At 29.8% G+C, this 17438-nt stretch carries 20 protein-coding genes and 1 pseudogene; 14 read left to right on the plus strand and 7 right to left on the minus strand.

Annotation, left to right across the window (positions count from 1 at the left end; all coding sequences use genetic code 11):
* Positions 1-387, minus strand: a pseudogene (locus H2280_RS02955) (DUF4261 domain-containing protein); the annotation flags it as partial.
* Between the two features lie 164 nt (positions 388-551).
* Here H2280_RS02955 and exbB point away from each other — a divergent pair.
* The 3 genes from exbB to H2280_RS02970 are packed head-to-tail and all read left to right on the plus strand — an operon-like array spanning position 552 to position 1997.
* Positions 552-977 carry a TonB-system energizer ExbB gene (exbB, locus tag H2280_RS02960; protein WP_137623110.1) on the plus strand — a complete coding sequence of 142 codons (426 nt, stop codon included), beginning with the start codon at positions 552-554 and terminating at the stop codon, positions 975-977.
* Positions 970-1359, plus strand: a complete 390-nt coding sequence (exbD, locus tag H2280_RS02965) for a TonB system transport protein ExbD (RefSeq protein ID WP_337215626.1) — start codon at positions 970-972, stop codon at positions 1357-1359. The genes exbB and exbD overlap by 8 nt, the downstream gene beginning before the upstream one ends.
* A complete protein-coding gene (locus H2280_RS02970; RefSeq protein WP_337215627.1) occupies positions 1356-1997 on the plus strand; it encodes an energy transducer TonB in 642 nt (213 codons plus the stop codon). Before exbD ends, H2280_RS02970 begins: the two co-directional genes overlap by 4 nt.
* 21 nt (positions 1998-2018) lie before the next feature.
* On the opposite strand, the gene H2280_RS02975 is transcribed toward H2280_RS02970, so the two are convergent.
* Both H2280_RS02975 and H2280_RS02980 read right to left on the minus strand, forming a co-directional pair.
* Entirely contained in the window at positions 2019-2891 is an 873-nt protein-coding gene (locus H2280_RS02975; protein WP_337215628.1) for a hypothetical protein, read from the minus strand.
* 29 nt (positions 2892-2920) lie between these two features.
* On the minus strand, positions 2921-3076 hold the full coding sequence (locus H2280_RS02980; protein WP_170999697.1) for a hypothetical protein: 156 nt from the start codon (positions 3074-3076) through the stop codon (positions 2921-2923).
* A gap of 106 nt (positions 3077-3182) precedes the next feature.
* Between H2280_RS02980 and H2280_RS02985 the strand changes: the two genes are divergently transcribed.
* Complete coding sequence (locus H2280_RS02985) at positions 3183-4166, plus strand: MnmA/TRMU family protein (protein WP_337215629.1); 984 nt, start codon at positions 3183-3185, stop codon at positions 4164-4166.
* Between the two features lie 86 nt (positions 4167-4252).
* Here the strand turns inward: H2280_RS02985 and aroC are convergent, their stop codons facing one another.
* The 4 genes from aroC to H2280_RS03005 are packed head-to-tail and all read right to left on the minus strand — an operon-like array spanning position 4253 to position 7416.
* Complete coding sequence (gene aroC, locus H2280_RS02990; RefSeq protein ID WP_337215630.1) at positions 4253-5341, minus strand: chorismate synthase; 1089 nt, start codon at positions 5339-5341, stop codon at positions 4253-4255.
* Positions 5338-6015 (minus strand): ribonuclease III, encoded by a 678-nt coding sequence (rnc, locus tag H2280_RS02995; protein ID WP_137621670.1) that lies wholly within the window; start codon positions 6013-6015, stop codon positions 5338-5340. Before rnc ends, aroC begins: the two co-directional genes overlap by 4 nt.
* Positions 6012-6443 (minus strand): ribonuclease HI, encoded by a 432-nt coding sequence (rnhA, locus tag H2280_RS03000; RefSeq protein WP_337195558.1) that lies wholly within the window; start codon positions 6441-6443, stop codon positions 6012-6014. Before rnhA ends, rnc begins: the two co-directional genes overlap by 4 nt.
* Positions 6430-7416, minus strand: coding sequence for a CDC27 family protein (locus tag H2280_RS03005; protein WP_137623116.1), 987 nt, complete (start codon positions 7414-7416; stop codon positions 6430-6432). Before H2280_RS03005 ends, rnhA begins: the two co-directional genes overlap by 14 nt.
* A 69-nt stretch (positions 7417-7485) precedes the next feature.
* On the opposite strand from H2280_RS03005, the gene dnaG reads away from it, so the two are divergent.
* The 10 genes from dnaG to H2280_RS03055 all read left to right on the plus strand — a co-directional run bounded on the left by dnaG (position 7486) and on the right by H2280_RS03055 (position 17438).
* Positions 7486-9300 (plus strand): DNA primase, encoded by a 1815-nt coding sequence (gene dnaG, locus H2280_RS03010; RefSeq protein ID WP_337215631.1) that lies wholly within the window; start codon positions 7486-7488, stop codon positions 9298-9300.
* An 84-nt stretch (positions 9301-9384) separates the two neighbouring features.
* The gene (locus H2280_RS03015) at positions 9385-9657 is read left to right on the plus strand and encodes a NifU family protein (RefSeq protein WP_137621673.1); all 273 of its coding nucleotides are present in this window, start codon (positions 9385-9387) and stop codon (positions 9655-9657) included.
* Positions 9644-10198: a histidine kinase gene (locus tag H2280_RS03020; protein WP_137623118.1), complete on the plus strand. Its 555-nt coding sequence runs from the start codon at positions 9644-9646 to the stop codon at positions 10196-10198. Before H2280_RS03015 ends, H2280_RS03020 begins: the two co-directional genes overlap by 14 nt.
* Positions 10182-11462 carry a UDP-N-acetylmuramoyl-L-alanyl-D-glutamate--2,6-diaminopimelate ligase gene (locus tag H2280_RS03025; RefSeq protein ID WP_337215632.1) on the plus strand — a complete coding sequence of 427 codons (1281 nt, stop codon included), beginning with the start codon at positions 10182-10184 and terminating at the stop codon, positions 11460-11462. The genes H2280_RS03020 and H2280_RS03025 overlap by 17 nt, the downstream gene beginning before the upstream one ends.
* Positions 11462-11767, plus strand: coding sequence for a YbaB/EbfC family nucleoid-associated protein (locus H2280_RS03030; protein WP_137623120.1), 306 nt, complete (start codon positions 11462-11464; stop codon positions 11765-11767). The genes H2280_RS03025 and H2280_RS03030 overlap by 1 nt, the downstream gene beginning before the upstream one ends.
* On the plus strand, positions 11764-12858 hold the full coding sequence (locus H2280_RS03035) for a PDZ domain-containing protein (RefSeq protein ID WP_337195553.1): 1095 nt from the start codon (positions 11764-11766) through the stop codon (positions 12856-12858). The genes H2280_RS03030 and H2280_RS03035 overlap by 4 nt, the downstream gene beginning before the upstream one ends.
* Positions 12855-13694 (plus strand): polyprenyl synthetase family protein, encoded by an 840-nt coding sequence (locus H2280_RS03040; RefSeq protein WP_337215633.1) that lies wholly within the window; start codon positions 12855-12857, stop codon positions 13692-13694. The genes H2280_RS03035 and H2280_RS03040 overlap by 4 nt, the downstream gene beginning before the upstream one ends.
* Positions 13695-13703: 9 nt before the next feature.
* On the plus strand, positions 13704-15602 hold the full coding sequence (gene tkt / locus H2280_RS03045; protein ID WP_337215634.1) for a transketolase: 1899 nt from the start codon (positions 13704-13706) through the stop codon (positions 15600-15602).
* A gap of 1 nt (position 15603) precedes the next feature.
* Positions 15604-16716 (plus strand): ABC transporter permease, encoded by a 1113-nt coding sequence (locus H2280_RS03050; RefSeq protein WP_337215635.1) that lies wholly within the window; start codon positions 15604-15606, stop codon positions 16714-16716.
* The gene (locus H2280_RS03055) at positions 16716-17438 is read left to right on the plus strand and encodes an ABC transporter ATP-binding protein (RefSeq protein ID WP_137623125.1); all 723 of its coding nucleotides are present in this window, start codon (positions 16716-16718) and stop codon (positions 17436-17438) included. Before H2280_RS03050 ends, H2280_RS03055 begins: the two co-directional genes overlap by 1 nt.

Consider the following 17438-nt stretch of genomic DNA (forward strand, 5'->3'; position numbering starts at 1 on the left):
GCCAGTATAAAATCCTAAAGCATTTTTATCTTGCAAACATGCGGATGAAACTTGAGTAAAAAGTTTAGCTTGTTCGAGCTTGCTTTCACTTTGACTTAGCACAGCAACCAAAAGATGGGCTTTGTGCTTTTTTGTCTCTTTTAAAGCATCTTTCCACATAAAATTAAAATTCGCATAATACTCAGCTTCTTCATTGGGTATAGGATTTTTAATCAAACTTAGGGTTACAAGCATATTTTTATGATAAAAAATAACTCCATCTTGATTAAAATCCTCATCTGGAATTAAGATATCAAATTCATTTTTAAGCAAATTTTGCAATTTTAAAAAGTCAAATTCATCATCGCTTAAAAGCACAAAAGAAGTAAAATTATGGTTTTGCTGCATACTTTTTTCCTTAGAAATTTATTATTTAAAATTTATTATATCTTAAAACATTCATTTTTTAGGGTGCAAATTTTTAAAAATTATGATAATTACTATTAATTATAGTTTTATTTTTCTTGTAGTATAATCGTGCGGTTTTAACAAATATTTAATGGGATTTATATATGGAATTTTTAAGAAATTATATTGATTTAATCATTTTTTTAATTTTAGGAATAATGGCTTTTATAGCACTTTGGTGCGTTATTGAAAGATTATTATTTTTTAGAAAAATTGATTTTAAAAATTATAAAAATCAAGAAGAATTTGATAATGCGATCAGTGAAAATTTAACCGCCATATATATTATTTATTCTAATGCTCCATATATTGGACTTTTAGGGACTGTTGTTGGGATCATGGTTACTTTTTATGAAATGGGCTTAGCTGGAAATATAGACGTAAAATCTATAGTTATAGGACTTTCTTTAGCCCTTAAAGCCACAGCTTTAGGTCTTTTAGTTGCCATTCCAACCCTTATCGCTTATAATGCTTTATTGCGTAAAATTTCTCTTCTAAGTAGTACTTATAAGGCAAATCAAAATGATTAAATTGCCAAAAAATGAAGGATTAAACATTGTCCCATTTATAGATATTATGCTTGTTTTACTCGCTATCGTTCTTAGTATTTCAACCTTTATCGTGCAAGGTAAAATCCAAATCAATCTCCCAAAAAGCGAAAGTTCTATGAGCCTTAGCGATCATGAAAAAAAACTTCTTATTAGCATCGATGAGAAAAATATTTTCTATCTAGATGATAAAACAGTAAATTTAGAACAAATAAAAGAGGCGATATCCCAGCTCGATCAAAAAACTATCGTAGAATTAAAAAGTGATAAAAATGCTAAATTTGAAAGTTTTGTGCAAATTATAGATCTATTAAAAAGCAAAGGACATGAAAATTTCCAAATCATAACGGAGAAAAATAAGTGAAAAACTTATTTTTAAATCACAAATATCAAGCCTTTTATCTATCTTTTTTGATCTTTTTACCTGTATTTTTTTTAATCTTTAATTCTGCTGATTTTTTTAAAGTAAAATTTAAAAATGAGGAAATTTTTACCTTATCTATGAAGCAATTTACCCAAATCAATCCAGCACCCACACAAGAGAATAAAATCGTAGAAAAAACCACACCTAAAATCAATAAAATTCAACCAAAACCCATAAAAAAAGATACAAAAAAAATCAAAAAAATAGAACAAAAACCAATTACAACTGAATCAAAGCCAACAACAAATCAAATAACTAAAAATCCTTCTCCCCAAATCACTCAACTCATACAAGGCAAAGATAAACATCCACTCCTTGAAGAAATTCAAAAAGCAATTCAAAAAGCCCAAAATTATCCTAGACAAGCTCAAAGAATGGGTATGCAAGGGGTTGTTAAAGTAGAATTTTTATGGAAAGAAAATAAAACTTTAGCAGAGTTAAAAATAATCCAAAGTTCTGGATACTCTCTCTTGGATAAAAATGCCTTAGAAAGCATTCGCAAAGCTTCAATAAATTTCCCTTACTATAAAAATGATTTAAGAATTATACTTCCTATAGTGTATAGTTTAAAAGGATAAAACTCATCAAAATTATTTAATTTAAACTCTTTTATCAACAAATATGGCTTTATTATCATTGATTTGCCCTATCAAATCTTTGCTTAAATTCTTAGCTAACTCATCTAAAGATTTGTCTTGAAGTTCTTCAAATTCTTTTGGATTACTTGCTTTAAGTTTGGCCTGTTCATCAGCACTTAAAGAGCTTAAACCTTTCTCTTGTGCTTTTTGAAGTAAATCTTCATCATCATTTTCTTTTTCTTTGATTTTAGCTTTATCATCATCTTTTTTTTGCGTTTTTTGTGGATCAATACTTTGCATAGCATTTGCTCCACCTCCTGAAACTTCTTTTAAATCACTCAAAATTTCTCTTAAACTCGGTTCTTTAACATCATTATCATCAATATTTCCATCTTTATTGACATCTTTATCTATGAAAAAATTCAATTTTTCTTCTATGCTCGCATCATCAGATAATGAATCGTTATGTTTTAAACCTAAATTCTGCATACTTTCATGCAAAGTATTTTGGTGAAAACTTATGCTGATTTTTTTATCACTTTGTGTAGATTTAACACTGAAAAATTCATTCTTCGCATTTTCAAACCAATTAGAAACAAATTCATTTGCTTCTCCATTTAATCTTATAGCTCCATCATCTCTAGCAATATAATTTGTATAAGAACTAAAATGATTTTGCAAATTTTTATAATTTTCTTCGCTTAAATTTAAAGATATCAACTCACCTTCTTTATCTTCAAAAATAATTTTCTTGCCAAAATTATTATGATCTGAAAGATCATTAACTTTGAGTTTATCCTTTTCTTCAGTCTTTAATTCTAAAATTTCTTTACGATTTGTAACATTTTGATTGTTTGACAAAGTATTAAAACCATTCATTGTTAATTTATCCATAAATTATCCTTAAAATTTACAAATTAACATTATTTACAAGATGCAAATAAACCCAAACGGCACATTTTTCTTTGATGCTGCGTTGGTAAAGCATTGCATTTTTTCAATCTTTCTTTATAATCAGGACAGGAATTTTTAGCATACACCACACCCAAAAGTATAAAAATAAAAAATATTTTTCTCATGATTAAAACCCTTAATATTATAAGCTAGTTTTGATATAATTATAAATTTTGATATCGACAAAAAAGAAAAAGATTTTATATAATAAAGAATGTAATAAGGAATACAATGAAAGCATTAGCCCTTTTTAGTGGTGGCCTTGATAGTATGTTAGCAATGAAACTCATCACTTCTCAAGGTATAGAAGTAAAAGCTCTAAATATTAATATAGGTTTTGGAAGCACAAGCGATAAAAGTGAGATCATGAAAAAAAGAGCGGCTATGGTGGGTGCAGATTTTGAAATGATCGATGTAAGAAATTCTTATTTGCGAGAAGTTCTTTTTAATCCACAATATGGCTATGGTAAGCATTTTAACCCTTGCATAGATTGCCATGCTTTTATGTTTAAAACTGCTCTTTCTATGCTAGAAAGCGAAAAGGCTAGTTTTGTGATCACTGGAGAAGTTTTAGGACAAAGACCGATGAGTCAAAGAAATGACGCTATGGCTAAGGTTAAAAAATTAGCCCTTGATGAAGAGGATCTTATCTTGCGTCCTATGTGTGCAAAAAATTTACCTCTAACAAAGCCTGAAAGAGAAGGTTGGGTGGATAGAGAAAAACTAGAAGGCATTAGTGGAAGAAGTCGCAAAAGACAACTGGAACTGGCTGCACAATTTGGACTTGAAGATTTTGAAAGCCCAGGTGGAGGATGTTTATTAACCCTTGATAGTTTTGCTAAAAAAATTCGCGATTTTATACAATTTGATAAAGATATGCAAGTTAATGACGCACAACTTTTAAAATACGGGCGTCATTTAAGATTGCCTATGGGTGCTAAAATGATCATAGGACGTAATGAATTAGAAAATGAACTTTTAAGAAATTTAAAAACTCCAAAATATGAAGTTATAAACATAGGAAATTTAATAGGAGCTTATTCTTTGCTTAGCACAAATGCAAGTAATGAGGATATAGAACTTGCTTTAAAAATTGCTTTAACTTACACTAAATGCGATATAAATACTAGCTATGAATTAGAATTTAAAAACCAAAAATTTATCACCTCAGCTTTTGAAGATAAAACACAAATTAGCAAATTTTTTATCGGTTAGTATAAACTAATTTCAAAAAAGAACGATATAGTGATTGAATCTTTTCAAAATATTGCTATAAAAGCCCGTTTCAAAACGGGCTTTTTTTATTTTAGACTATAAATTTTTTTCAAATTATTTAAATTAGAACTCGCATTTAAAAGCAAACAATCAGCTAAAACTAAACGCACCATAGCATTAACCACAACACTTCCACGTATGCCAACGCAAGGATCGTGTCTGCCTTTTAATTCTAATTTCACATTATTTCCAAATTTATCCATACTTTCTTGTTCTCTAAAAATAGAAGGAGTGGGTTTAAAATAAGTTTTTAAAATAAGATCTTCTCCATTTGAAATTCCACCTAAAATGCCCCCACTATGATTGCTTAAGAATTTATTATCCTTTAAGATATCATTATTTTGAGATCCATACATTTTGCTTGCATCAATCCCCTCACCAATTTCTACTGCCTTAACAGCATTAATCCCCATTAAAGCATGGGCGAGTTTAGAATCTAATTTATCATAAAGAACTTCTCCAAATCCTTTCATCATCCCAATTACTCTTGTAAAAACCGCTGCGCCTACACTATCTTTAGATTTTTTTGCATTTAAAATTTCAGCTTTAAAATCATTTTCTAAACTAGGATCAAGACAAAAAATCTCACTTTCTTGTGCCCATTTAAAATCAAATTGATCCTCATTTAAATTTGATTTTAACCTCCCTACTCCAAAAACTCCACTTTGAACACAAATATCAAATTCATTCAAAAGCATTGCACATACAGCACCCCCAGCTACCCTAGCAACACTTTCTCTAGCACTTGATCTTCCACCGCCTCTATAATCTCTTAAGCCATATTTATGAAAATAAGTAAAATCAGCGTGTGCAGGGCGAAATACATCTTTAAAATCATCATAATCCTTAGAACGTGCATTTTCATTAAAAACAACTATGGCAATAGGATGGCCTGTGGTATATCTCTCAAAAACTCCGCTTAAAACTTGTGCTTTATCGCTTTCTTTTCTTGGGGTTGAAAATTGATTTCCACCTTTGCGTTTATCGAGTTCATTTTGTAAAAATTCCTCATCAAATTTTACCCCAGCAGGCATTCCATCTATCACGCAACCCACAGCTACTCCGTGAGATTCTCCAAAACTTGTAAATTTTAATCTTGTACCAAAGGTATTCATGATAAATTTTCCAATTTTTCAAGTGCAATTTTTGCCGCCATTTGTTGTGCCTCTTTTTTGCTTTTTGCAATAGCTCTTGCAATTTCCTTACCCTCTAGCTTTAAAGCAATTTCAAATTGTTTTAAATGATCGGGCCCAAAAGCACGCAGTGTTTCGTATTCTGGAGTTTTTCCTATGGTGCCTTGAGTGATCTCTTGCAGTCTTGTTTTATAATCTTTGATTAAATTTTTTGCATCAATTTTTGGAAAATTATTTTCTATGAGTTTTAAAGCGATATTTCTTGCACATTCAAAGCCTGATTCTAAATGAATAGATCCTATGATCGCTTCTAGGGCATCAGAAAGAATGGAAGGCTTTTGTCTTCCTCCATTATTTTCTTCAGATGCACTCATAAAAATAAAATCACCCAAATTTAAACTATCGGCGATTTTTGCAAAGGATTTTTCATTCACTAAAGCGGCTCTTAATTTTGACAAATCGCCTTCAGCGTCTTTTCCAAATTTATGAAATAAATACTCCCCTACGATCAAATCAAGCACCGCATCCCCTAAAAATTCCAAACGCTCATTATTATAAGATTTTTTACAACTTTTGTGAGTCAGTGCTTGTGTGAGAAGATTTTTATCTTTAAATTGATAACCTAAGTTTTGTTCTAAAAGCTCGATATTTTTCATTGATTTTCCTTTTGCAATTTTAAAGCCGCCTCTCTTGCTAAAATATCACATCTTTCATTTTCCTCATGCCCGTTGTGTGCTTTGATCCAAAAAGCTTGAATTTGATGCGATTTTGATACTTTTAAATATTCTTTCCACAAATCTACATTTTTTTTACCTTTAAAATCCTTTTTAATCCAATCATCAAGCCATTCATTAATACTTTGAACCATCAAATTTGAATCAGTAAAAAGTTTGACTTCACAAGGCTCTTTTAAAATTTTTAAAGCTTCAATAATAGCCATTAATTCCATACGATTATTAGTAGTATTTTTTTCCGATCCAAAACCTTCTTTTTGATGCCCTTTATAACGCACTATATACGCCCACCCTCCAAAACCTGGATTATTAAGACAAGAGCCATCGGTATAAATTTCAACACATTTCATCATTTTTTACTTCACAAATAATCTTACAAGTATTAAATTCATAACACATAGGACAATGATAAAAAAACAAAGGCATTATATTTTTGCATTCTGAACAACGATAAGAAAATTCAAGCCTTGCTTTAAAAGAATTTTCACGTAAAATTTTTAACATTTTTAAATTTGAATTTTTAAAAACAAAATGACTTGGAATTTGATCTTTGCTAATATAGCCTAAAGCATAAAAAAATTCTAAAAACTCTTGATTTTCCAAATTAAAAACTTGATCTTGCTTATAAAGTAGATCGCAAATATCGTTAAAATTTTGCCCCAAAAATAAAGAATATTTTTCAAAAATAAAACGCCCTAGCATAGTATTGTTTGACATTTTTAATTCTAATAATTTTTGTTTTTTTTCTTCATTGTTTAAATTTGAAGCATGTAAATTTAAAGCTTTTATAAATTCTTGTTCTTTTTCTACTTCTTCTCCAAGTTCAAATAAACACTCTAAAATTTCTAAATTTTCTTTATAAGCTTTTAATTTCAAATACACAATTTTAAGAAGTTTTAAAGCCTCTATATTTCTTGGACGAAGTTTTAAAGCTTGAAGTAAAACTTCTTTAGCGCGCTCTAAAAATCCTGCTTTAAAATAAATATTTGCCAAAGCGATAAAAATAAATTCTTGTTCATTTTTATCCTTGCTTTTTTCAAGTGCGATCAAATAAATTTGAGTGGCCTTTTCAAATTCCCCACTTTTTGTAAAAATATCTGCTAAAAAGCTTAAATTTCCAAAACTCAATCTTTCATTTCTTAATAAATCTTTGTGAATATTATCTATTTCAAATTTTTTAATGAATTTTTCAAGCTTTTGTTCTTTATCTTTATTTGCAAACAATTTCCAAGCATGATTAGCCACAGAAACCACAAAAATCAAAACAGTTAAAATAATAAGCCCTACCAAAGGATCCCTATATTCAACAAAGAAAAAATCCATAAACTCTCTTTAAAATTTTATGCCAAATTATAGCTAAATCTTTGTATAATTTTATTTAAGGTTTTTAAAATGATATCTAAAGAAAGTATAGAAAATTTATCCCAAAGACTTAATATTGTTGATATTATTGAAAATTACATTGAAGTAAAAAAACAAGGCTCTGGCTTTGTTTGCGTGTGCCCATTTCATGCAGATAAAAATCCTTCTATGCATATTAATGCTCAAAAAGGTTTTTATCATTGTTTTGCGTGTAAAGCAGGAGGAGATGCTTTTAAATTTGTAATGGACTATGAAAAATTAAATTTTTCTGATGCAGTAGAAAAAGTCGCCAGCCTTTGCAATTTTACTCTAAGTTATACTAAAGAAAAAAATGAAAGCAAGAAAGATCTAAAAAATATCTTACCTAAATTAAACGCTTATTTTAAAAATAATCTTTCTCATCATAAAGAAATTTTAGACTATCTTTACTCAAGAAAATTAGACGATAAAGACATTGCTAAATTTGAATTAGGTTTTGCAAATTCAAGCGAAGAAAGCGTGAGATTATTGCAAAATGAAAATATATCCATCGAAGATGCTTTAGCGGTTGGAGCCCTAAAGAAAGATGAAAAAGGTGAAATTTATGCGAGTTTTATATGGCGTATCACTTTTCCAATTTATGATCAAAAAAATACACTTGTAGGCTTTGGCGGAAGAACTATTAATCCGAACGTAATGGCTAAATATGTCAATTCTCCCCAAAATATGTTTTTTGATAAAAGTAGAATTTTTTACGCTTTTCATTTAGCTAAAGATGCCATCAGTGCAAAGAAAGAGATGATTATCTGTGAAGGTTATATGGATGCGATTGCTTTTCATAAAGCAGGTTTTAACAATGCAGTAGCCGTTCTTGGCACCGCACTAACCGAACATCATTTACCTTTAATCCGTCGATATGAAGCTAAAGTGATACTTTGTTTTGATAACGATGAAGCAGGATTAAGAGCGGCTACTAGATCAGCTTTTTTACTTAGCACTCATAAAATCGATGGCAAAGTCGCTCTTTTAGAAGGCGGAAAAGATCCTGCGGAATTAGTCGCTAATAATCAAAATGCGAAACTTTACGACATACTTGAAAAAGGTATGGAGCTTGGGGAATTTTATATCAGACGTATCATAGCAGATTTTACACTTAATTCAGCGCTTGATAAACAAAAAGCTTTAGAGAGTGTGCAAAAATACACTTTCACTCTTGAGCCTTTGATTGCTAATTCTTATGCGCAACTCGTTTCTAAACTTTTAGGCGTGGAAGAAAAACTGATTGTTTTAACTAAAAATTTCAGATCTTATAAAAATTTAAATTCCACTCCTTTAGAAATTCCAAACACAAAAACACACATTACGGAACTTGAAATTCTCAACTTTTTAAAAAATAATTCCAACATGCACGAACTTTTTAAACAAATTAGCGATAGTGTTTGTTTTAAACATAAAATTTTATTAGAAAAAATTCTAGAAAAAAAAGGCTATGAAGATAGCGATATAAGAGAATTTGAACAAAAAAATATCCTTAAAAATTTAAATCAAAATGAATTTTTATTTGGCATTTGCAAAATCAATTTAGCTTTTTTAAATCACATCGATACAATCAATTCTGTTTTAGCTTTAAAAAAACAACTTTTTGCCTTAATCGATAAAAATTCTCAAATTTTAAATAAAAATTTAACACAAGAAGAGTGTTTATGTTTTTTAAAAGAATATTTATTGCTTTTAAAAAATGAAAAGGATGAAATAAAACTAGAGCAATTATTTAAAAGCTTAAATAAAATTTTTTCTCTTAAAAAATTTGATGCAAAAGAATTAAATATCAATTCCACGCAAGAATACAATGAAGAACCTTTTTAAGTTAAATGGCAAAAAAGTGTTTAATTTACCTTTTTTTAAACACAATCACGCTAAAGTATAGAAATTTTTTTAAGGATTGATTTGATGATGCCTTTTAGTGATGAAGAACTTATAAATCCTGTAAAATCAAGCTTAGAAAAAAGCATTCCTATGTTAGAACGCGATGGGGGTGGGCTTGAATTTTTAGGGATTAAAAATGGAGTGGTTTATGTGCATTTAATCGGTGCTTGCAAAGGTTGCGCATCAAGTGGAACAACTCTAAAATATGGACTTGAAAGACAACTTAAAATCGATATTCATCCAGAAATTACCATTGTAAATTTAAATGGCGGAGCAGAAGAATTTGCAAAATTATAAAAAACTCGGTATTGAACATTTTCTAAAAAAAGATTTTAAAACCGCAAAAATATATTTTTCTCTAGCTTATGAAAAACGTAAAAATAAGCGTTTGTTTAATTTTATTTTGCTTTGTGATTTAGCTTTAAAATTTCCAAAAGAGTCGATTTTGCTTTTTGAATTTTATTTAGAACACTATACCATAGAAAAAATTGATAAAGATTTTGAAGAAATTTTAAAAACAATAGAAACTCAACACGAAGAAAGATCTCAAAATAAAGACGAATTAGAAGATGGCTATGCTCTAAATTATCAAGATTTTTTAAAAAGTGAAGAACAAATTGGCTTTGAAAAAAGTTTTGAAAATATTATACAGAGTGCAAAATTAGTGATTGATAATCGTGATGATTTTTTAGATTTTTTAGAAAAACTTCTTGAACACGGCTATAAAGATATGACTTTAAATTACATCGAAAGCGTTATATCTCATTTTTGGGCCAATGAAAGATTTATAAAAATCCAAGAAAAACTTATAGGATTTAAAAGTGAAAATAAAGCTTGAAAATACATTTATTACCGATAATACTTTAGAGTGTGAAAAAGGTTGTTTTTTTCTAAAAACCGAGCAAAACAAACAATTTGAAAATGAAGCTTTAAAAAAAGAATGCAAGATTATTGATGTTAAAGAATGCAAAAAAATACTCAATATTAATGAAAATATTAAAATTATCGGTATCACAGGAACAAATGGAAAAACAACCACCGCAGCGGCAATTTATTCTATATTGCTTGATTTAGGATATAAATGCGGTCTTTGTGGAACCCGCGGTGCTTTCATAAATGATGAACAAATCGATGAAAAATCCCTTACAACATCAGCGATTTTAAAAACATTAGAGTATCTAAAAATCGCTACGCAAAAAGGATGTGAATTTTTCGTTATGGAAGTAAGCTCGCATGCTTTAGTGCAAAATAGAATCGAGGGTTTAAAATTTGCAGCAAAAATTTTTACCAATATCACTCAAGATCATTTAGATTTTCACCAAAATTTTGAAAATTATAAACAAGCCAAAGAACTTTTTTTTACAGATGAAAGCTTAAAATTTATCAACAAGGACGCCTTAGCAATTAAATTTAATGTAAAAAATGCTTTTACTTACGGCATAGAAAATCCTTCTTTGTATCAAATTAAAGCCTATTCTTTAGAAAATGGCATCAATGCGGTTGCTATGATCAAAAATACAACCTTTCATATAGAATCCCCTATGTTAGGACTTTTCAATCTTTATAATCTTCTTGCTGCAAGTGCTTGTGTGAATGAACTTGTTAAGCCAAATTTAGATGATTTAGAAAAAGCGATCAATCACTTTGGAGGAGTTTGCGGACGAGTGGAACAAGTTGCTGATGGAATTATCGTTGATTTTGCTCATACGCCTGATGGCATAGAAAAAGTTCTTGATGCTCTTAAAAATAAAAAATTAATTGTAGTTTTTGGCGCAGGAGGCAATAGAGATCGCACTAAACGACCTTTAATGGGTAAAGTTGTAGAACATTTTGCAAAAATTGCTATCATTACAAGCGATAATCCACGCGATGAGGATCCAAAAATTATAATCGAAGAAATCGCAAGCGGTTTTAAAGAACCAAAAAAAGCTTTGATGATTGAAGATAGAAAAGAAGCTATAAAAAAAGCTTTAGAACTTAAAGAAAAAGATGATTTAGTAGTGATCTTAGGAAAAGGTGATGAAGAAACTCAAGAAATTAAAGGGGTAAAATATCCTTTTAGTGATAAATTAGTTGTAAATGAAATTTTAAGGATAAATTGATGTTTGATAATATAGACTTTTCTAAAATGGGCGAACTTTTAAATCAAGTTCAAGAAAAAGCAAAAAACATAGAATTAGAACTTGCTAGTAAAGAATTCAGTGCAAAAAGTGGAGCAGGGCTTGTCAAAGTCAGTGCAAATGGCAAAGGTGAAATTATCGATGTGAGTATTGATGATTCTTTACTTGAAGATAAAGAATCGATGCAAATTTTGTTAATATCTGCTATCAATGATGTTTTAGCTATGGTAGCACAAAATCGCAACAGCATGAGTAGTGATATTTTAGGAGGCTTTGGAAAATTATGAGATTTTTATTTTGTATAATTGCATTTTTAATGATCGGGCAAGCTATAGAACGCCCTACTTTTGAAGATTTTGTCGCAGGTTATGAAAGAAATAAGGCAAGTATGTTTAATTACGAAGGAATGCCAGCCTTTGTTTTAAGTGAAAATTTACTTGCTGTTTTAAAACAACCTAATGCAAAATTAAATAAATACGTAAAATACGATCCTTTTTTAAATCTTTATCTTGTAAGAACAGATTTTTCACTCATTCCAACTCCTATGGGAGATGAAGAAAAATTAACTCGTAATGACTGGGTTGGGATTTGGGATCCAAATAAACCTTATATAGGTCATATTAAATACTTAGCTCAAGATATCAATGAAAGAGATCAACTTGATTTTAACACAAAAATCGGACTTTTGGGAACTCCATGTTGTGAAATGCTTGGCATTGCACTAAATAATGGTGCTTTTATTGGTAATAGATATTTAAAACACTTTATGAAATACAATGATGTTTATTGGGGTGATATTGGGGTTGATTTTGTAGAGCGAGAAAACAAAATTTATGTTAATAAAGTACGTAAAAATGGTCAATTTTTAATCAATGATGAAGTGATAAGCGTAGATGGAAAACCTGTAAAAGATTTAAGAAAATTAAACGAAAAAATTCTGTTTGCTGATCCTAGCAGTACGCTTTATTTTCAAGTCTTAAGAGACAATGTTGATTTAAATATTTCAACTCAAGTTTTTGCTAAAGATATCAGTAAATTTAATCTTCCAAATGCCAAACCAAAGCCAAAAACAACCAATTTTAGAAGTAATTTAGGCTTAAGTGTTAATGCATCCTTAATCGTGACAAAAGTCGATCCAAAATCTAAGGCTGATTTAGCCGGATTTATGGTGGGTGATAAAATTTTACGCGTTAATAATATCATCTTAAAAGATTTTAAAAATTTGCAAACTATACTTGCTAATGGAAATGATTTTAACATTTTAATTCAAAGAAAAAGCTCTAAACTTCCTTTGCATAATTTTGATGATGGCTTAATCGGAAATATCAATGCAGGTGGAGATGGAAATTTTCAATTTTTTATTAGGCTTAGAAAGTGAAAGAACTCTTCATCAAGCATTTAAATGAAAATTTACCCTATATAAAAAGTTTTCATCCTTTTTTTAATGAAGCTTTACAAGCGATGTTAAAAGCCGGTGGAAAACACTTTCGCGCACAATTGCTTTTAGGCATTGTTGAATGCAAAGCCCCTCAACTCATTTCAAATGCTTTAGATGCAGCTTTAGCTTTAGAATTTATCCATACTTATTCTCTCATTCATGATGATTTACCTGCTATGGATAATGCTGATTTTAGACGAGGTGCTCCTACCCTACATAAAAGCTATGATGAAACTACAGCTATTTTAGCTGGAGATGCTTTAAATACCGAAGCTTTTTTATTACTAAGTAATTTAAATTTAAAAGAAAAGATTAAAATCAATTTAATCCGCACTTTAGCCTATAATGCGGGTATCAATGGAATGATTATAGGTCAGGCGATTGATTGTTATTTTGAAGATAAAAAACTCAATTTAGATGAACTTAAATTTTTACATATTCATAAAACCGCAAAACTCATAGCTGCATCTTTAAAAATGGGTTGCGAAATTTGCGAATTAGAAAAAAAAGAAAGTGAAAAAATTTATGATATTGGTTTAAAATTAGGTTTAATCTTTCAAATCAACGATGATATTATCGATGCAACCATGAGTGAAGAGCAAAGTGGAAAACCTGCTAATCATGATACACATAAAAATTCTTTTGTGAATTTATTAGGACTTCAAGAAGCCATAAATTGCAAAAATGATTTGATACAAAATTGCAAAAATGATTTGATCAATTTAGATGAAAAAATATCAAAAATGATCGAAAATCTTATGATACAATATTTATAAAGGTTAAGAATGGATACAAAATTTTTAAAAATTCAAGCAGATACTTTAAGATTTTTAAGCGCAGATATGATCCAAAGGGCAAATTCTGGTCACCCAGGTGCGCCTTTAGGTTTAGCTGATATCTTAAGTGTTTTAAGTTATCATTTAAAACATAATCCTAAAAATCCAAACTGGCTAAATCGCGATAGATTAGTTTTTTCAGGTGGTCATGCAAGTGCTTTAATCTATAGTTTTTTACATTTAAGTGGCTATGATTTAAGTTTGGATGATTTAAAAAATTTTAGACAACTTCATTCTAAAACCCCTGGTCATCCAGAGATCACAACGACGGGCATTGAAATCGCAACAGGTCCCTTAGGACAAGGTGTGGCTAATGCTGTTGGATTTGCTATGGCTGCTAAAAAAGCTCAAAAAATGCTTGGAGAAGATCTAATCGATCATAAAATCTATTGTCTTTGTGGTGATGGAGACTTACAAGAAGGAATTTCTTATGAAGCTTGTTCTTTGGCAGGACTTCATAAACTTGATAATTTAATACTTATTTATGATAGCAATAATATCTCTATAGAAGGAGATGTGGGTCTTGCATTTAATGAAGATGTTGCTTTGCGTTTTAAATCTCAAGGTTTTGAAGTTCAAGATATCGATGGACACAATTTTGAAGAAATTAACAAAGCTTTAGAAAAAGCAAAAAATTCTAAGCAACCAAGCCTTATTATCGCAAGAACAACCATTGCTAAAGGTGCTGGAAAACTTGAAGGAAGCCATAAAAGTCATGGTGCTCCTTTGGGCGAGGATATCATTAAGGAAGCTAAAGAAAAAATAGGTTTTGATAAAAATTTAACCTTTCAAATTCCACTAGAAGCAAAAATTCGTTTTGAAAGTGCCATAGAACTTGGAGACTTAGAAGAAGCAAAATGGAAAGAAAAGCTTAAAAATTCTAACAAACAAGAACTTTTAGAAAAACTTTTAAAGCCTGATTTTAGCAATATACAATATCCTGATTTTAAAGGTAAAGATCTTGCTACAAGGGATAGTAATGGAGAAATTTTAAATATTTTAGCCAAAAATTTAGAAGGCTTTTTGGGTGGAAGTGCGGATTTGGGTCCTTCAAATAAAACAGAACTTCATGAAATGGGAGATTTTGTAGAAGGAAAAAATATCCATTTTGGCATAAGAGAACACGCAATGGCAGCTATTAATAATGGCTTTGCTAGATATGGTCTATTTTTACCTTTTTCAGCAACCTTTTTCATTTTTAGCGAATATTTAAAACCGGCTGCTAGAATTGCTGCTTTGATGAAGATAAAACACTTTTTTATTTTCACTCACGATAGTATCGGAGTTGGAGAAGATGGCCCTACTCATCAACCTATTGAACAATTAAGCACTTTTAGAGCTATGCCTGATTGCTTAACTTTTAGACCTGCGGATGGGGTTGAAAATGTCAAAGCTTGGAAAATAGCCTTAAATAAACAAATGCCAAGTGCTTTTGTACTTTCACGCCAAAAACTTAAAGCTCTAAGTGAGCCTGTTTTTGGAGATGTTGAAAATGGAGCTTATTTGCTTAAAGAAGATGAAAATCCTAAATTCACTTTACTCTCTAGCGGTAGTGAAGTTTCGCTTTGCTTAGATGTTGCTAATGAACTTGCGAAACAAAACATTACTTGTAACGTTGTTTCGATGCCTTGTTTTGAACTCTTTAATCAGCAAGAAAATGACTATAAAAAAAGAATTTTACAAGGTGAAGTTATAGGGGTTGAAGCAGCAAGTTCTCATGAGCTTTATAAATTTTGTCACAGAGTTTATGGAATAGAAAGTTTTGGAGAAAGCGGAAAAGATAAAGATGTATTTGAGCATTTTGGTTTTAGCGTTTCTAAGCTTTTAAATTTTATTCTTAATAAATAAAATGACTGCGAATTTCAAATTTCAAAAAGACAAAATATTGATTTTTGGAATTTGGAATAAAACAAGCATTGCAAGATTAAAAACTCACGATTTTTTATCTCAAATTTCAATCACACAATACATTTTTGATTTTAGCAACTTAGAAGAAATTGATATGGCTGGAGTAAGATTTTTTCTTGCTTTAGAATTTGATCTTAAAAAAAATAATATTTCTATATTAAAACAGGGGTTAAATTCTCGTTTTGAAAAATTATTTGAACTTTGTGAAAAAAATTATCAAAGAATAGAAAGCGATTTTAAACAAAACTCATTTGATTTTAAAAAAATATTTATATCTTTAGGGATGCTTAGCATTAATTTTCTTATAATTTTAAAAGATTTTATCCATTTTATAGGTGCTTTTTTTATCTCCCTTGTATTGTCTTTTAAAAATCCTAAAAATTTCCGCTTTGTATCTTTTTTATATCATATAGAAAACTCAGCATTTAATGCCTTGCCTATTGTTATTTTAACTGCAATGCTAATTGGAATTGTCCTTGCTTATCAAGCGGCTTATCAATTAGTACAATTTGGGGCTAATATTTTTATTGTTGATCTAATAGGAATTTCAGCCACTAGAGAACTTGCTCCTTTAATCACAGCTATTATAATAGCCGGAAGAAGTGCGAGTTCTTATACTGCTCAAATTGGAGTGATGAAAATAACAGATGAAATTGCTGCAATGAATACAATGGGCTTTAGATCTTTTGATTTTATCATTATTCCTCGTGTTATGGCCTTGATCATTTCTATGCCCTTAATAGTCGCTCTAAGCGATGCTATAAGTATTTTAGGTGGAATGTTAGTAGCAAAAATAAACCTTGATATTTCTTTTTCAGAATTTATAAGGCGTTTTAAAGAAGCGGTTGAATTAAAGCATATCATCATAGGTCTTGCAAAAGCTCCAATGTTTGGTTTTTTAATTGGTGCGATTGCTTGTTTTAATGGCTTTAAGGTAAAAAATACCACACAAAGCATAGGAATTTATACCACAAAAAGTGTTGTGAGTACTATTTTTTGGGTGATAGCATTTGATGCTTTATTTTCGATTATTTTAACTATGGCTGGAATTTGATGGTTATTAAAGCACGCAATATCACGACCAAATTTGATCAAAAAATAATCCACAATAAAATCAATTTTGAAGTTAAAGAAAATGAAATTTTTGGTATTTTAGGTGGAAGTGGGAGTGGCAAATCCGTTTTACTCAAACAAATGTTACTTTTAGAACACTTTGATGAAGGAGAGTATGAAATTTTAGGCTTTAAGCTTAAAAATATCAGTGAAAAAAATGCTTTAAATTTACAAAAACAATGGGGAGTAGTTTTTCAATTTGCTGCTCTTTTTAGTTTTTTAAATGTTTATGAAAATATAGCTATTCCTTTAAAAGAATACACTCAATTGGATGAAAATTCTATCAAAGAATTAGTTCTTATGAAACTTAAAATGGTTGGATTAAATGAAAGTGTTTTAAGGCAATTTCCAAGCCAATTAAGCGGAGGAATGCAAAAAAGAGTGGCCATTGCAAGAGCTTTAGCCTTAGATAGCAAATTGCTTTTTCTTGATGAACCTACTTCGGGTTTAGATCCACATAGTAGCCGAGAATTTGATGAACTCATTTTAGAATTACAACAAATTTTTAATCTTAGCATTGTGCTAGTAACTCATGATAAAGACAGTATGAAAACCTTGCTTGATCGTTTTATCATTTTAGAAAACACTCAAGTGGGTTTTTATGGGACCTATGAAGATCTTAAAATACAAAATGAAAAACTTTTTAAAAAATTTATGGAGTAA

Source organism: Campylobacter sp. 2457A (assembly GCF_020135895.1).
Classification (GTDB): Bacteria; Campylobacterota; Campylobacteria; order Campylobacterales; family Campylobacteraceae; genus Campylobacter_D; species Campylobacter_D taeniopygiae.

Bases quoted from the DNA above. Each gene is read 5' to 3' on its own strand.
- exbB (WP_137623110.1), top strand. From the start codon at position 552: ATGGAATTTTTAAGAAATTATATTGATTTAATCATTTTTTTAATTTTA.
- exbD (WP_337215626.1), top strand. From the start codon at position 970: ATGATTAAATTGCCAAAAAATGAAGGATTAAACATTGTCCCATTTATA.
- H2280_RS02975 (WP_337215628.1), bottom strand. From the start codon at position 2,891: ATGGATAAATTAACAATGAATGGTTTTAATACTTTGTCAAACAATCAA.
- H2280_RS02980 (WP_170999697.1), bottom strand. From the start codon at position 3,076: ATGAGAAAAATATTTTTTATTTTTATACTTTTGGGTGTGGTGTATGCT.
- H2280_RS02985 (WP_337215629.1), top strand. From the start codon at position 3,183: ATGAAAGCATTAGCCCTTTTTAGTGGTGGCCTTGATAGTATGTTAGCA.
- aroC (WP_337215630.1), bottom strand. From the start codon at position 5,341: ATGAATACCTTTGGTACAAGATTAAAATTTACAAGTTTTGGAGAATCT.
- rnc (WP_137621670.1), bottom strand. From the start codon at position 6,015: ATGAAAAATATCGAGCTTTTAGAACAAAACTTAGGTTATCAATTTAAA.
- rnhA (WP_337195558.1), bottom strand. From the start codon at position 6,443: ATGAAATGTGTTGAAATTTATACCGATGGCTCTTGTCTTAATAATCCA.
- H2280_RS03005 (WP_137623116.1), bottom strand. From the start codon at position 7,416: ATGGATTTTTTCTTTGTTGAATATAGGGATCCTTTGGTAGGGCTTATT.
- dnaG (WP_337215631.1), top strand. From the start codon at position 7,486: ATGATATCTAAAGAAAGTATAGAAAATTTATCCCAAAGACTTAATATT.
- H2280_RS03015 (WP_137621673.1), top strand. From the start codon at position 9,385: ATGATGCCTTTTAGTGATGAAGAACTTATAAATCCTGTAAAATCAAGC.
- H2280_RS03030 (WP_137623120.1), top strand. From the start codon at position 11,462: ATGTTTGATAATATAGACTTTTCTAAAATGGGCGAACTTTTAAATCAA.
- H2280_RS03035 (WP_337195553.1), top strand. From the start codon at position 11,764: ATGAGATTTTTATTTTGTATAATTGCATTTTTAATGATCGGGCAAGCT.
- tkt (WP_337215634.1), top strand. From the start codon at position 13,704: ATGGATACAAAATTTTTAAAAATTCAAGCAGATACTTTAAGATTTTTA.
- H2280_RS03050 (WP_337215635.1), top strand. From the start codon at position 15,604: ATGACTGCGAATTTCAAATTTCAAAAAGACAAAATATTGATTTTTGGA.
- H2280_RS03055 (WP_137623125.1), top strand. From the start codon at position 16,716: ATGGTTATTAAAGCACGCAATATCACGACCAAATTTGATCAAAAAATA.